Genomic DNA, 14,841 nt, shown 5'->3' with positions numbered 1-14,841 from the left:
CTCCAGCGGCGCGTCAGGCGATGTGCCCGGCTGCAACCACGCGGTTACGCCCTTCGTGTTTTGCCTGATACATCAGGCTGTCGGCGCGCACCAGCGTATCCCAAATGCTGCGGTCGCTGTCGTGCACCGGGGCCACACCAATGCTGATAGTGAACCGCTGACCGGCGACGTGCAGCGCACCGACGGCCTGCCGCAGGCGTTCGGCCAATACCGTGGCGGAGCGCAGATCCGTTTGCACGCAGAGGATGGCGAACTCCTCGCCACCCAGGCGTGCCACCAGGTCCAGTTCGCGGGACACCCGCGTGAGGCAATCCCCCAGTGCCTGGAGTATCTGGTCCCCCACACCGTGGCCATGGGTGTCGTTAACCACCTTGAAATGATCAATATCCAGCACCAGCAGCGTGAGAGGAACGCTGAATCGCTCGCGGCGTTCGAACTCGTCCGCGGCACGCGCATCCAGGCCACGTCGATTCAGCAGACCTGTGAGTGGGTCGACGAATACGAGATCTCTCTCCAGCGAAAAGCGGCGCAGCACGGCGTAGCTGAAAAAGGCCAGGGTCATGAGCAGGCCGATGGCGGGCAGATGTAGCAACCAGTCCATATTGGGCAGCAGGCCATTGACGCGCAGGGTGTTCAATATAGCGGCGGTAGGCGCCAGCACCCAGCCGAGGGTGAAAACGCCCGCCTGCTTGACTTTGCGATGCCAGAGATACAGGGCCAACCCTGTGGTCAGCAGTGGGCCGATAAAGATCACCACCAGACTGAGCAGCGTGGCCAGTAGCGGCGGCAAGTCGTGCAGGAAGGCGAGGCCCAGGGCGAGCCACTGCAGGCCCGCGACCAGCTTGTCCGCAATGGGGGCCTTGTGCGCGAGGTCAAGAAAGGCGCGGTAGAAGCGGCTGCCCTGGTGCATCAACAGCGCCAGGCTCAGCATGTGCAGCTGATTGGTGTACGGCGTGAACGCATCGGGCAGTGCGTAGTGCACATAACCCATGAGAAAGCCCACGTAGCTTGCGTACAGCGCAAGGTAGGTGCCGAGGATAATGGCCAACCGGCTGCGCACCATGATGGCACTCAGAACCAGGTAGAATGCCGAGATCAGGACCGCACCAAACAGGGCACCGTAGATCAGTGCGAGGGATTGCTCAACGCGATTGTAGGAGTTGGGCGCATAGACGGACATGTCGAAATTCAGGTTTGACTGCGTTTCCACGAACAGAAAAACGGGCGTGGCGGACTGGGCGGGCAGTTGTAACAGAAAGGAGGGGGTGCGGGGCCGCTCGTTGCTCGTGGTTGTTTGCAGATCACCGCTGCGTCTTTCATGCCAGCTGCCGTCGGGGCGGGGCTGCCGAATCACAACCAGATCGGTGGGCGCGTAGTGGTGGCTAAGCACCACCGCGGTGGGTTGATCCATGGTGTTCTTGAGCTCAAGCCGCGCCCAGACTCCCTGCCTTTGCAGGCCCAGGTTGAGATCGGTCGCCGGGCTGAATTCCCCGGCAGCCCAGCGAGCGGCAATAGCCTCAGGCGTCTGATTCACGCTTTGGTCGAGGAGCAGTTCCAGATTCTCGGGCCGCAGGCCTATGGCTGTTTCTGCGTGCGCGTCTAGCGTGATGGCCTGGCTGCCGAACGCGCCTTGACAGCCGGTGACAGCCATCAACCAGAACAGGAACCACCGCAGGGGTGACAGTTTGCGTGTCATTGCGGCACCAGAATATGGCCCATTTTCTGCCCCGTGTGCGGGGGCATGAGCGCGTTTGTCTTCATTAAAGCGTAGCATACCCTACATTATTGGAGCGGTTAATTCGCCTGGGCTGCGCGCTGGCTGCAGCGGGCCACCCGGGGGTGATGGCGTACAACTCCCCTCTGAGGATGCGATGTATGGTGAATTCGGCGATAATGGGTGCGTTTTTTTCGCATATTCAGGGCTGATTTGATGGATTTTTCCCCCGTACTGCGGCGTGTTTGCGCCTTCGCCATGTTGTTACTGACGTTCACTGTGCCCGCGGCGCAGAGTGAGGGGCCCACGGCGGAAGCGGTCGGGCTCGGCCCGGCGAGCGTGGCGCACGCGCGCACCCTGCGTGACCGAGCGCTTGATGGCACCATGGCCTGGGATATGGTGGAGGCGCTCACCACGGAAATAGGCCCGCGCCTGGCCGGTAGCGACAGCGAGGCCCGCGCACGAGAATGGGCAGTACAGCGCCTGCAGCGCATGGGATTTGCCAATGTGCGCATTGAGCCTTTTACCATTCCTGGCTGGACCCGCGGTGTAGAGCGCGCCGAGCTGCTGGCACCGTTCCCCCAGCCGCTCTCAATAACCTCACTCGGCGGTTCGGTGGCCACACCGGAGGCGGGCATTGAGGCAGAACTGGTCGCCTTCGAGAGCTTGCAGGCGTTGCGCGCGGCGGACAGCGGCAGCCTGAGCGGCAAGATTGCCTACGTCAGCCACGCCATGCAGCGCAGCCAGGACGGCTCCTCCTACGGGTTCTACGGCGAGTTGCGCCGGGTAGGGGCCAGTGTCGCGGCTGAGAAGGGTGCGCTGGCGATTGTCATTCGTTCCATCGGCACGGATGATCACCGCTTTCCCCACACCGGCCAGATGCGCTACGCAGACGGCGTGCCGAAAATCCCCGCAGCGGCACTGTCCAATCCGGACGCAGACCAGATTGAGCGCATACTGCGTCGGGGCTTGCCGCTGCAATTGCACCTGCTGCTGCGCCCGCAAAGCGCGGCCAGTGCCCCAAGTGGCAACGTCATCGCTGAAATTGTGGGGCGTGAGCGGCCAGAGGAGATCGTGATTATCGGCGGTCACCTGGACAGCTGGGACCTCGGTACCGGTGCGATTGATGATGGCGCTGGCGTGGCGATCACCACCGCGGCGGCCAAGATGATTCTGGATTCAGGCAAGCGGCCGCGGCGTACTATCCGGCTGGTGCTCTGGGGTGCCGAGGAAGTGGGCTTGCTGGGCGGCTACGAATACCTCAACGCGCACCGTGAGCAGCTCGGCCAGCACGTGATCGGCACCGAAAGTGATTTTGGCGCAGAGCGCATCTGGAAGATGACCGCACAGGTGTCCCCGGCCGGCCAGACGGTGGTGAATGTCATGGCAGAGCTGCTGGCTCCGCTGGGCATAGCGCCCGGCGACATGAACACCTCGGGCTCGGGGCCAGACCTTGTGCCCATGGTAGCGGCCGGCCTGCCATCGCTGCGCCTGGTGCAGAACGGCATGGATTATTTCGACCTGCATCACACGCACGACGATACGCTGGATAAAATCGACCCGGTGGCACTGGACCAGAATGTGGCGGCCTACGTGGTGTTTGCGTGGCTGGCGGCTGACAGTACTGCCGACTTCCGCCGCTGATACGCTGCAGGGGCAGGGTTTACAGGGCGCTGCCTCTGGTGCTCAATGCGAGTAGCCTGGGTCTGCGCGCGAGTGGGCAGGAGGGTCGATTGGCTCCAGCACGCTGCGCGCTCATCACGACGAATAATAACTGCGGAGTATGCGTATCATGTATCAATCCAATGCACCTTGGGTATCCTTGCCGGTCCTTGCACTCGCCCTGGTCGGCTGCAGTGATGGTACCGATACGCCGCCATCGCCCCCCGAGATACTGCCGGCCTATGACTTTACGGCCGTGGATCAGCGCTTCCAGCAGTTCCTCGATGAAAGCACCATATTCGACGGCATCTCCGTCACGCTGGTAGACCAACGGCAGGGCACTGTGCATGAGGCCGCCTTTGGTGACCACAGTGTGGAGACGATTGTCATGCTGGCATCCACCAGCAAAGTACCGGTGGTGATGCTGCTGATGGCGCTGAACGATGATCCCGATGCCGGTTTCTCGGTGGAAGAACCCATCGGCGGCTACCTGCCCTGGGAGGGTGTGTACGGAGACCGCACCGTCACGCAGCTGGTGAGCAATACCTCGGGTATTCCCGGGCTGGGTAGCCTGGGCGTTTACGGCGCTCACCTGTGCCAATATGCCCCCGGCGGCACGCTGGAGGCCTGCGCGCGCACCATTTACAGCACCGAGTTGGAAGGCACTGTGCCGCCTGCCAGCAAATTCGACTACGGCGGCTCCCAATGGCAGCTGGCGGGCGCGGTTGCAGAACAGGTCAGCAACAGTACCTGGCGTCAGGCCTTTGATGCCTACATCGCAGAACCGTGTGAGCTTGAGGTGTTTCAGTTCGGCAATATGTGGTCCAACCTTGAGGGCTGGAGCGGAAGCCCCGACAGCCTGCAGGGCCTTGATAACCCCAACATCGAAGGCGGCGCCATTTCCAGCCTGCAGGATTACGCCAAGCTGTTGCTCATGCACCTCAACGGTGGCCGCTGCGGTGACAACCGCGTGATGTCGGCAGACTCGGTCGCGTTCATGCAGGTCGACCGTGGCGGCGAGTTTGGTGTGCCCTATGGCATGGGCTGGTGGATTGTGACGCCCGAAGCGGCAGGGGATGCGCCCACAGTATTCTACGACCCGGGCGCCTTCGGCGCCGTGTCGTGGATTGATACCGAGCGGATGATTGGCGGCTACGTCGCCATCGACGATTACACCCGTCGCGATTCCGGTGCCCCCGTGAACCTGGTGCTCGAGGACATCATTCCGTTGGTGGCACAGGCGGTCGATGAGGCGCGTGCAGCTGTCGACTAATGGAGGCCAAGGTGCCCGGTGTATCGCGCTGGACGCGATGGGGTTAAGTGCGTACAGTCCAGCCTATCCCCGATCCAACCGCTGCTGGAATCCACCGGTTATTCATGAGCCTGCTTCTCGCCTTTGCCATCCTGTCCATCGCTGTGTCCTTTGTGTGCTCCATACTGGAAGCGGCGTTGTTGTCCATCACCCCCAGTTACATCGCCCAGCAGAAACAGGAACACCCCAAGCGCTGGGAAAAGCTGAAGGTGCTGAAGGATCACATTGACCAGCCCCTGGCAGCCATTCTCACCCTGAACACGGTGGCACACACAGTGGGGGCCACCGGTGTCGGTGCGCAAGTGGTGAAAATCTACGGCGATGGGTTCCTCGGTATTGCATCCGCCATTATGACGCTGCTTATTCTGGTGTTTTCCGAGATCATGCCGAAAACGATCGGTGCCCGGTATTGGGTGCTCATGGCGCCGGCGCTGCCGTCCATACTCAACGGTCTGATTTTCATTCTGAAGCCGGCCATCTGGATGTCCGACCAGATCATGAAACTGTTTGGCGGCAAACCGCCGGAGCACGACATACGCCTGGAAATCAAGGCGCTCTCGCTACTCGGCCGTGAGCTGGACAAGATCGACGAGGATGAGCAGCGGGTCATCTCCAACGTGCTCGACCTGCACGAGATCAACGTGCGCCAGATCATGACCCCGCGCGTGGTGTGCCAGACTCTGGCGCCGGACCAGACCGTGGCCGAGTTCATCGAGCAAATTCAGGAGCACCAGTTCTCGCGCTATCCGGTACTGGATGCGGACGAGGCACCGCTGGGTATTCTGTTTCGCCACGACGTGATTCGCGCGGACGAAGGGCAACGGGTGGCCAACCTGATGAAGCCCGCCACCATCGTCACGGACCGCGCCAACGTGGAATCGGTGATGACGCGGTTCATTCGCGAGCGCCAGCACATGTTTCTGGTGTACGACGAGTACGGCAGCTGGCTGGGTGTGGTGACCATGGAGGATGTGATCGAGGCGCTGATAGGCCAGCCGATCATGGACGAAAGCGATGACATTCCCAACCTGCGCCGTCACGCGAAACGGCGCTGGAAAAAGCGCCTGCAAAACCTCACCGTGGAATCCGAAGCGGAACTGCTCGGCAGTACCGCGCGCGAAGATGACGAGGACATCCCGGCCCCGAATCGCCCCCGCTAGTGGATACCCGCCTGCGCGCGCAGCGTGGAGGCGCGCTTGTCGGGACCATCCGCCGACCAGCCCGGCGCCAGAAAGAGTATGCGCAGGCGGTCGCCCCAACGGTGCGAGCGCTTGAGGTCACGCCAGATGGCGCGATATTCATGGCTGAGCACGGTCCACGGGTTGTCTGACTCGATGTTGCTGGTTAGCCCGTAGACCACAGGCTCGTCGTCGCGCTCGTCGGCGAAAGTGCCGAACAGCCGGTCCCAGATAATCAGCACACCGCCGTGGTTGCGGTCCAGATAGCGCACGTTGGAACCGTGGTGTACCCGGTGGTGGGAGGGGGTGTTGAACACGGCCTCGATCCACGGGTGCAGTTTGCCCACGGCGCGGGTGTGTATCCAGAACTGGTAAAACAGGTTCAGGCTGATGACGGTGATGATCATCGCCGGATCGAAGCCCAGCAGCGGCAGCCACATCCAGAACAGGAACTTGTGCACGCGCTCACCCACACCCTGGCGCAGCGCAGTACCGAAATTCAGGTACTGCGATGAGTGGTGGTTGACGTGGCCCGCCCACAGCAGGCGCACCTCGTGGTTCGCACGGTGGAACCAGTAGTAGGTGAAATCATCGAGCACAAACAGCAACAGCCACGCCCACCACTGGCGAGCGATCACATCGCGCAGCGGGCTAATCTCGTGCAGGTAAACAAATGCCGTGAGCGCCAGCAGGCGGGGCAGGAGTTCGACGATCGCGGACGCCGCGAGCATGGAAAAAGACGCCAGCGTGTCGCCCAGCCGGTAGCGGCCCAATTGGTGGCGCTGGGCGTGCCAGGCCTCCAGTAACACGGCTGCCAGGTACAGGGGCAGGGCGAACAGGCTCAGGTCGTCCTGCAGAATCTCCTCAAGCATGCGGGCTTACGCTCGCCTGCAGCGCCGTGGGCGGGATGCGATCTGCGCCCCAGCTGCGGTGCACCAGGCCGGTCACGCGGTCCAGCTCTTCCTGCGCCACGTCCGCCAGCGCGCCGGGCTCCAGCGGGTCGTAATGAAAGATGTACAGGCGGGAGAGGAACTCCTCAAAGGGCAGGGATGATTCGCCAAAGCGTTCGCCGTTGCCGGCTGTGCTCACTTTCACGCCATCGCCCCAGTCCTGGCCGCTGTCGTTGTTCGGGTTGTAGAAATACACACGCATGGTGTTGCCTGGGTCGATGTTCACACGCAGCAGTGTGATGGCATGCCAGCCAACAAAACGCGCGGCGCTGTCGGTGACGGCGATGCCAGCAGGCTGCGGGTGGATCACTGGCAGGCCACCATTATAGTAGGGATGGTAGCTCGCATAGAAGTGGCGCAGAAAGGCGTCCAGGTCGGCCAGTTGTCCGCTGGCGACATCCACGTTGATACGAAAGCCGCGGCCGGACCACCAGCCGTGAAACTCGGGGTTGACCCAGCGGTGCGGGTCACCTTCGCGGCCGAGGCAGCGGCGCCCCATTTCCGCGTAGATGCGGTCCAGGTGTGGCACCACCAGCAGTGATACCGGATCCAGGTCCAGTGGCAGGGTGGCGGCAAGTCCGCCCTCGCTGTCGTTGGAAGATATCGGCTGCCCTTCAAAATGCATGATGATCTCGTTGTCCCGCGCTGCCCAGGCGACCATCTGCAACAGGTAGTCCGGGTCGCTGTACGCCCACATGGACAGGGCGCGGGCCGACTGGCAGGTCGGGTTGTTGCCCTGGCCTACGCCCAGTGGCTGCCCGAGCATGCACAGTACGCCTTCCAGCAGCCGGGCGCGGGGCGATACGTTGGCGCCGTAAGCCAGTGCCAGGCGTTCCCGGGATGCCGCCGACAGCTGCAACCCCAGCTGGCGCAGCAGGGCGGGCGCGGCGGCGGGCTGATAGAGAATACCGCGTTCCAGCATCAGGGCCAGACCGTACACCGCCTGCGCCGTATCCGGCTGCACACAGCCGTGAATCAGCGCATGCACCAGGTCGCGGTAACAGAGCAGGCAATCGCGGCCAGTGGCGGAAAGCCCCAGCGCTTCTGCCAGCAGGTGGTCGTTCTGTTCCAGCAGGAAGCGCAGCAGAACGGCGTGGTAGGGCGACACCAGGCCAGTGTCGTGCATGGCGCGCGCGCAACCGATCGCCTCACTCTGCAAGCCGCTCGGGTCCATGCTCTGCAGGCGCTCAAGGTACACCGTCACACCGGGGTCCTCGGCACAGCCGCGGGTGGGGCTGAACAGGGCACTCACCAGGCGGTTGGCACCCTGGCCACTGCTACCCAGGTCGATATCCGGGTTCGCCTGGCAGCTGGCGATCTGGGTGATCATGTGTTTGACGCTGTCCACCTGGATGGGCCGCTGCTGCAGCATGCGCCAGATCTCGTCGATCAGCTGGTCGATCACATGTTCGTAGCCGATGCGCTCGGTAAGGTAGTTGAAGAGATTGCGCGGCAGCTGCGCCAGCTTGCCCTGGGTGGCCCGTTCCGCCTCGGTGGGCGCGCCGAAGAGCAGGTGCAGGTTGATGGCGATCACCTGGGTGAGGTAGTGGTGTGCCTGCTCTGCGGGCAACTGTGGGTGACGGTACTCGCCCAGGGCCACACTCAACAAGCGCAATTCCGATAGCGCCTCGATGACCACCGTGTGGGCATCGGCACTGCCCAACGAATGCGGCGTGAGGGCGGGCACCAGAATTTGCGGCGTGGCCCAGTCGGAGCCGGCAAACACCCCGGCTTGTTCAATCGCTTGCGCGCGCGCAGCTACGGCGGCGCAGCCACCCGGCAGCACCATCACCCGCCGCGCCGTATCCAGCACGCGCGGCAGTTTGCCGGGCTTGGCGAAGTCCCGCGCCGCCGCCAGCAGGGCGGTGGCCTCGTCCAGCATGGCCAGCAGGCCGTTCAGTTTGTCGCTTTCTGCCGTCACCGCCAGCGTTGCTTAGTGCTAGACATAGTAGTCGAGGTCTTCCTGATGTTTGAGCAGGTCGCGTAACTGGTGTGCGTCCGGCCCCTTGAAGTACACCAGGCCCCAGTGCGTACCGAAAGCGGTGCGCTTGGTGACGGTCTCTTCCAGCGGCGGCGTCAGCTCGTGCGACTCAAAGTAGGGATGATCTTCCACTTCCTGCGGAATTTCCAGTGTGCTGACCACGCGGCGGCGCGGGTACACCCCGAAACAGCCCGCGTAGCCGTTGGCGTCCTCAATTTCCCGGGGAAAGAATGCCGCGACTTCCTCGGTAGTCGCGTTGGGGTCAAACACCAGCATGCTGGCCTGGTAGGCGTTGAAACCGTAGACCCGCTCCAGCAGTTCGAACACCTTGAAGCCGGGCGGACGATAGGCGACTTCGCCGAAGTACATTTCGCCATCACTGGTTACGAAATATTCCGGGTGAATCAGGCCAAACTCGATATCGAAGGCTTTGATGAGCTTTTCGATCTGGGCGGTGATCTGCGCACGGTAGGCTTCGAGGTCTGGCGATGCCGGTACAAACACCGAGTACCCCAGGGTGACGTATTCGGAAATGTTGAGGAAGGCGATTTTCCCGTTGTGAATCCAGGCTTCCACCGCAAATTCCCAGCCATCCAGGTGGGACTCCATCAGCACCGGGAATTCCTCGTCCGGAATCGAATCCACTTCATCGGGCGTGCGAATCACCCGGTGGCCCAGGCAGCCTGCCTTGTCGAAAGCCTTGAGGTGAATGGGGTCGTTGGGGTCACCGTCGAGTTTCAGCAGCGTCTGGTTGACGCGTTTCAGAAAACGGATGACATCGGCCTTGTCGTGGGCCTCCTCAAAGATACCCACGCGAATGCCGCCCAGTTGCGCGCGGCGCTTCATCAGTGCCTTGTCGCGCAGCAACAGCGACTGGCCGTACAGGCGCGGGTTGTCCAGCAGCACCGAATTGATGGCTCCGGCCCATTCCACGGTTTCTTCGTACAGCGGGACAGCAACGTCTACGCCCATGGACTTCAGTGTTTCGGCGATTTCCAGGGAGCGGTCGTTGAGGCGCTCGAAGTTCCAGGAAACATAGGGGATATTGTGTTGTTGGCAGTACTCTTCAGCCCATTCCGGTGCGACGACAACATAGCGTCGGTCAAAATTTTCTGCGGCTTCTACTGCGTTCAGGCTCCAGCCCAGCAGGGCGATGTACCCTTTTTGCGGATCTTTGTCCATGATGCGCCTCCCATGGTCGGCGAAGTGAAAGGTTTGCCGCGGAGTGTTGAGGGCAAACCCGATGAAGAACCGACCAGTCTACAGTATTTGACCGCGCTTCACATTTGGGGGCGCACGGCAGGCTTTTTCCCACCGCCGGTTTTGACTATGCTGGGCCACCGGAAAATCGCGAGAAATGCTATGTCTACAGACTTTTATACACATTCCACGCCGACGCTGCGCAGCCGTTTTCGCGGTTGCCTGCTGGCGGGCGCCGCCGGCGATGCGCTGGGTGCTGCTGTGGAGTTCGACAGTCGGGCGACCATGATTTCCTGCTTCGGCGAGGGCGGTATTCGTCACTATGCGCCGGCTTACGGCTTGCCCTGCGCCATCACCGACGACACGCAGATGACGCTGTTCACTGCCGAGGGCCTGATTCGCGGCCTCATGCGTTACCGGCAAACCGGGCTGATCGAGTATTCGCAGGTCACCGCCTGGGCCTACCAGCGTTGGCTGCTAACGCAGGCGCAAGGCAACCGGTTTCACCTCGACCCCCTGCACCCGGACAGCGGCTGGCTGTATGAGGTGCCAGCGCTGCACAGCCGACGCGGCCCGGGGATGACCTGCCTGAGCGCCCTGCGTGATACGGAAACGCCGGGTGACCCGGCCCGCAACAACAGTAAAGGTTGTGGTGGCGTCATGCGCATGGCCCCCGTTGGCCTGTTTGCCGATTCTGCAGAAGAAGCCTTTACGCTGGGCTGTGAGCTCTCGGCACTCACCCACGGCCACCCCAGCGGCTGGTTCGCTGGCGGCGCCATGGCCGCCATGATCAGCACCCTCCGCGACGGCGGTGACATGGATGATGCGCTGGCGGTAGCCTTGGACAATCTGGCCGGCCAGCTGGATGCGGACGAAACCATAGCGGCCCTGGAGCGTGCGGCAGACCTCGCGTCAACTGACGTACCCTATGCCGAAGCTGTTGCCCAACTCGGCGAGGGCTGGGTGGCCGAGGAAGCACTGGCCATAGCGGTGTACTGCGCGCTGGTGGCGACGGACCTACACGAGGCGCTGGTGATTGCCGTGAATCACGATGGCGATTCCGACTCCACTGGCGCCATCGCCGGCAACCTGCTCGGCGCCCACTGGGGGGAGGAGGCCATTCCCGCCAGCCTGCTGGACCCGCTGGAGCTGCGCGATGTCATCACCCAGGTGGCCGACGACCTGCTTGACTGCGTGGATTGGCAGCCGGATGCAGCCGTGCTGCAGCGCTATCCCGCGTTCTGACTCAAGGAGCATAGTTGTGAAAACGCGATTGACCGCACTGCTGGCGGCACTGGGCACTTCCGCTGCGCTGGCAGGCGTGCCTGACCTGGAACAGATCATGGCCGACCCCGACTGGATCGGTAACCCGCCCACCGAGGCCTATTGGGGCGATGACGAGCGGGCGGTGTATTACCGCCAGAAGCGGCTCGATTCGACGCTGCAAGACACCTGGCGGCTGCCGCTTGCAGGGGACGAGCCAGAACGCCTGACGCTTGGCGATGCCGTCACCAGCAGCAACCGTACACGGGTTTACAACGCGGCTCGCACGCGCGTGGCCTGGCTGGCCAACGGCGATGTGTATGTGCGCGCGCTGCCGGCGGGGGCCATCCGCCAGCTCACCCGTACCACCGCGGCGGAAACTGCGCTGCAGTGGATGGCAGAGGGCAGCCGCCTGGCGTACCAGCAGGACGGTCACTACCTCATACACAACCTGGAAACCGGGCTCACCGCCCAGCCGGCAGATCTGCGCTTCAGCGCAGACCCCGCAGCAAGCGAGGCCTTTGATGCCCTGCGCGAGCAGCAGCTGCGCAACCTGTCTACCTTGCGGCGTGAGGCCGATCAGGCGCGGGAGAAAGCCGATCTGCGCGCCGCACAGGCGCGAGAGAATCCTCAGGCCGCGCCCTCGCCGATCTACCTGGGTGATGACTGGGTGGAGGTGCGCCGCTCACTGTCGCCCACGGGCCGCCACCTGCTGCTCGTGGTGCACCGTGCAAGCTGGGAGACTGGCGAGGCGGGCCGTATGCCGAACTATGTCACCGCCGAGGGCTACACCGGCGTGCGCGACGTGCGCACACGGGTAGGGCGCAACATGCCGGCGCCGCACACGCTGCTACTGGTCGACCTTGCGCAGGGCAGCGTGCAAACGCTGGATTACGCAGCCCTGCCCGGCTTCAACACGGACCCGCTGGCAGCGCTGCGCCGCTCGGCCCTGGCCTGGCACGTTGAGCAAGGTGCCGAGCGCAGCGCGGTGGAGGCCGCACTGCAGGCGCCCGAACAGCGCCCGCTGGAAGTGAAAGCGATTGTGTGGAACGCGCAGGGCACGCTGGCGGCATTGCAACTGCACAGCCGCGACAACAAGGACCGCTGGCTGGCCACGCTCACCCCGGAGACCGGCAAGCTGCACAACCAGCATCGGCTCACCGACTCCGCCTGGATCAATTACGACCACAACGCCTTCGGCTGGATGCCCGATGGCAACACCCTGTGGTTCCTGTCGGAAGAGTCCGGTTACTCCCAGCTGTACCGTAAATCGCTGGATAGCCGGCGTCACCGCGCTATTACCTCAGGCGATTTCGTGGTGCGCGAGCCGGTTCTGAGCCCCGATGCACGCTGGTTCTACCTGGTTGCCAACCGCAGCCATCCCGGCAACTACGCCGTGTACCGCGTGCCCGCAGCCGGTGGCGAGTTGCAGCAGCTCACCTTTCTCGACGGCGTGGTCGCGTTTCAGCTGGCGCCCTCCGGCGAGCAGCTGTTACTCAGTCGCTCCTTCGTCAACCGGCACCCGGACCTCTACCTGCAGTCCACTGCGCCGGGCGCTACCGCACGTCAGCTGACCGACACCGTCAGCGCCGCATTCAAGGCGGTGGATTGGGTGGTACCGCAGATTGTGCCCGTGCCGTCCTCGCACCATGACAGGCCCATCTACAGCAATATCTACCTGCCGCCGGGCCATACGGCGGGAGAGCGTTACCCGGCGGTCATGTTCGTACACGGCGCGGGCTATACGCAAAACGCCCACCGCGGCTGGTCTTACTACTTTCGGGAGTACATGTTCCACAGCCTGCTGGCGAATGAGGGCTTTGTGGTTATCGACATGGACTACCGGGCCTCCAAAGGCTATGGCCGAGACTGGCGCACCGCCATCTACCGCAACATGGGGCGCCCGGAACTGGAAGACTTCAAGGACGGCATCGACTATCTGGTGGCGAACTACGGCGTGGAGCGCAGTCGCGTGGGTATTTACGGCGGCTCCTACGGCGGCTTCATGACCTTCATGGCGCTGTTCCTGGAGCCCGAGCTGTTCGCGGCGGGGGCCGCCCTGCGCCCGGTGGCGGACTGGATGCACTACGAACACGAGTACACCGCGAACATACTGAACACGCCGGATATCGACCCCGAAGCCTACCAGCGCAGCTCCCCCATCAACTACGTGCAACACCTGCAAAAGCCCTTGCTGATTGCGGCGGGCATGCAGGACGACAACGTGTTTTTCCAGGATGCCGTGCTGGTGGTGCAGCGCCTGATTGAACTGAAAAAAGAAAACTTCGAGATGGCGATTTACCCGCTGGACCCACACGGCTTTGTGCACCCCGAATCCTGGCTGGACGAATACCGGCGCATTCACAAGTTAATGCGGCAGGAGCTCACGCGGGGCGGGTAGTTAGCGGGCCATCTACCGTCGTGTTTTTGTGCTAGATTCTTTGAGGCACCTGCGGGTGCCACTCATAACATCAACCCAAAGCAGGACTACTCGAATGACAACAATCCGCTTGCTACTGTCCGCCGCGCTGCTCGCTGTTACCACGCTGGCTACCGCCGCCGATGACGCACTGCCCTCCGTCTCCGCCAGCCGTATGGTAGAGGCCTCCGCATCCGTTGCGGCAATCAACCATGAAACCCGGGAAGTCACCCTCTCCACCGAAGCCGGCGAGTCGGTGTCATTCACCGCCGGTGACAACGTGCGCAATCTCGATCAGGTGGCGGTGGGTGACGTGGTCACCATGACTGTGCTGGAAGAAATCAGCCTGTCGCTGGTGCACCCCGACGAGCCGATGGCAGCTGTGGAGGGCGGCATGGAAGCGGTAGCCTCGGCCGCCGAGGGCGACAAGCCCGGCGTGGTAATGGCTGACGTGGAAGTTGTTACCGCCACCGTAGAGGCCATCGACCTGGAAGCCGGTACCTTCTCGCTGAAGGGCCCTGAAGGCAACGTGATGGAGTTTGAAGCCCGCAACCCCGAGAACCTGAAGAAAGCCAGCGTGGGTGACCTGGTGGTGTTTGAGCTGGACCGCGCCGTTAGCCTGGTGGTGGAAGCGCCGGAAACGATGTAGTCACTCCGTTCGTGCCGCGCGGCAACGCCGCGCGGAACAGAGCTGATCGGGAGACGTTTACAGTAAGCTCTGTATTGCCGGTACTGCTACCGCCAGCAAGGTCACACCCATGAGCGCCGACAGCACCCGGAAGTTGCCGTTCATGGTGGCTTCGAGGGAGGCGAGCTTGACGTCCTGCTGGTTGAGACGGGTGGTGATGAATGTCTCCAGTTCCGCTTTCAGGCCCGTTCTCACATCATTGATCTGGCGCTCGATACCGACAAACCGCTGATCAATATCGATAAACCGCTGATCAATGGCAGCAAAGCGTTTCTCGAATTTGGCATCCTGCTCCGCAAACGCCGCGCGCAGAGTGGCGTCCAAGTAGTCCTTGGTGACGATGTTGTCCGCATAGAACCCGAATGCTTCCGCCATCAGTTCCGCCTGCACCTCCGCCTGCTGCTCAGGTACCCCCGCGGTTTTAAGCCGCCGGGCATACTGCAGCGAATCAAATGCCAGTGTTCCCGCAGTTTA

Annotated in this window: 11 protein-coding genes; 6 read left to right on the top strand and 5 right to left on the bottom strand. The window is 62.7% G+C overall.

All coding sequences use genetic code 11. The features are described from left to right. Positions 1 to 13: 13 nt before the first annotated feature. A complete protein-coding gene (locus EGJ68_RS12510) occupies positions 14 to 1,696 on the bottom strand; it encodes a diguanylate cyclase (RefSeq protein ID WP_158283644.1) in 1,683 nt (560 codons plus the stop codon). A gap of 234 nt (positions 1,697 to 1,930) precedes the next feature. Here EGJ68_RS12510 and EGJ68_RS12505 point away from each other — a divergent pair, with 234 nt between their 5' ends. From EGJ68_RS12505 to EGJ68_RS12495, 3 genes are all read left to right on the top strand, one after another. Then, positions 1,931 to 3,358, top strand: coding sequence for a M20/M25/M40 family metallo-hydrolase (locus EGJ68_RS12505; RefSeq protein WP_233248805.1), 1,428 nt, complete (start codon positions 1,931 to 1,933; stop codon positions 3,356 to 3,358). Between the two features lie 148 nt (positions 3,359 to 3,506). Further along, positions 3,507 to 4,649 (top strand): serine hydrolase domain-containing protein, encoded by a 1,143-nt coding sequence (locus tag EGJ68_RS12500; RefSeq protein WP_233248804.1) that lies wholly within the window; start codon positions 3,507 to 3,509, stop codon positions 4,647 to 4,649. Between the two features lie 104 nt (positions 4,650 to 4,753). Continuing rightward, entirely contained in the window at positions 4,754 to 5,848 is a 1,095-nt protein-coding gene (locus tag EGJ68_RS12495; RefSeq protein WP_123034910.1) for a CNNM domain-containing protein, read from the top strand. Here the strand turns inward: EGJ68_RS12495 and EGJ68_RS12490 are convergent. From EGJ68_RS12490 to EGJ68_RS12480, 3 genes are read right to left on the bottom strand one after another with little or no spacing between them, the layout of a single operon-like run. Beyond that, on the bottom strand, positions 5,845 to 6,738 hold the full coding sequence (locus EGJ68_RS12490; protein WP_123034909.1) for a sterol desaturase family protein: 894 nt from the start codon (positions 6,736 to 6,738) through the stop codon (positions 5,845 to 5,847). The genes EGJ68_RS12495 and EGJ68_RS12490 overlap by 4 nt on opposite strands. Further along, positions 6,731 to 8,737: a hypothetical protein gene (locus EGJ68_RS12485; protein ID WP_199228042.1), complete on the bottom strand. Its 2,007-nt coding sequence runs from the start codon at positions 8,735 to 8,737 to the stop codon at positions 6,731 to 6,733. The genes EGJ68_RS12490 and EGJ68_RS12485 overlap by 8 nt, the downstream gene beginning before the upstream one ends. A gap of 18 nt (positions 8,738 to 8,755) precedes the next feature. Beyond that, on the bottom strand, positions 8,756 to 9,979 hold the full coding sequence (locus EGJ68_RS12480) for an ATP-grasp domain-containing protein (RefSeq protein WP_123034908.1): 1,224 nt from the start codon (positions 9,977 to 9,979) through the stop codon (positions 8,756 to 8,758). 180 nt (positions 9,980 to 10,159) lie between these two features. On the opposite strand from EGJ68_RS12480, the gene EGJ68_RS12475 reads away from it, so the two are divergent. The 3 genes from EGJ68_RS12475 (at position 10,160) to EGJ68_RS12465 (ending at position 14,328) form a co-directional block, all read left to right on the top strand. Beyond that, positions 10,160 to 11,242, top strand: a complete 1,083-nt coding sequence (locus EGJ68_RS12475; protein ID WP_199228041.1) for an ADP-ribosylglycohydrolase family protein — start codon at positions 10,160 to 10,162, stop codon at positions 11,240 to 11,242. Positions 11,243 to 11,258: 16 nt separating this feature from the next. Beyond that, positions 11,259 to 13,661 carry a S9 family peptidase gene (locus EGJ68_RS12470; RefSeq protein WP_158283643.1) on the top strand — a complete coding sequence of 801 codons (2,403 nt, stop codon included), beginning with the start codon at positions 11,259 to 11,261 and terminating at the stop codon, positions 13,659 to 13,661. Positions 13,662 to 13,755: 94 nt separating this feature from the next. Beyond that, positions 13,756 to 14,328, top strand: a complete 573-nt coding sequence (locus EGJ68_RS12465; RefSeq protein ID WP_123034906.1) for a hypothetical protein — start codon at positions 13,756 to 13,758, stop codon at positions 14,326 to 14,328. Positions 14,329 to 14,385: 57 nt separating this feature from the next. On the opposite strand, the gene EGJ68_RS12460 is transcribed toward EGJ68_RS12465, so the two are convergent. Next, positions 14,386 to 14,742 carry a hypothetical protein gene (locus EGJ68_RS12460; RefSeq protein ID WP_158283642.1) on the bottom strand — a complete coding sequence of 119 codons (357 nt, stop codon included), beginning with the start codon at positions 14,740 to 14,742 and terminating at the stop codon, positions 14,386 to 14,388. Positions 14,743 to 14,841 lie beyond the last annotated feature (99 nt).

It is taken from the genome of Haliea alexandrii (assembly GCF_003719295.1).
In the GTDB taxonomy this organism is placed as follows: domain Bacteria; phylum Pseudomonadota; class Gammaproteobacteria; order Pseudomonadales; family Halieaceae; genus Haliea; species Haliea alexandrii.
This window is presented reverse-complemented; position numbering and strand designations above follow the sequence as displayed.